Genomic DNA, 223 nt, shown 5'->3' with positions numbered 1-223 from the left:
GATACAGAGCAGCAGCGCTGCCGGGAAAAGCTCACTGATGGATGCGGTCCTCAATCTGATACCGGAAGAAGAACGCCTGCAATACAGCGCCATGACCGGCCAGAGTCTGTTTTATCTGGGGGAAACCAATCTCCAGCATAAAATCTTAGCCATTGCCGAAGAGGAAGGGGTGCGGCAGGCCGCCTATGCGCTTAAGCTGTTGCAAAGCGACGGCGAACTGACC

1 pseudogene is annotated in these 223 nt (G+C 55.2%); it reads left to right on the top strand.

The window, feature by feature from the left end:
• Nucleotides 1–223 (top strand): annotated as a pseudogene (locus tag ACGF49_RS25490) (hypothetical protein); the annotation flags it as partial.

It is taken from the genome of Photorhabdus sp. RM96S (assembly GCF_042879335.1).
GTDB classification, from domain to species: Bacteria; Pseudomonadota; Gammaproteobacteria; order Enterobacterales; family Enterobacteriaceae; genus Photorhabdus; species Photorhabdus kayaii.
This window is presented reverse-complemented; position numbering and strand designations above follow the sequence as displayed.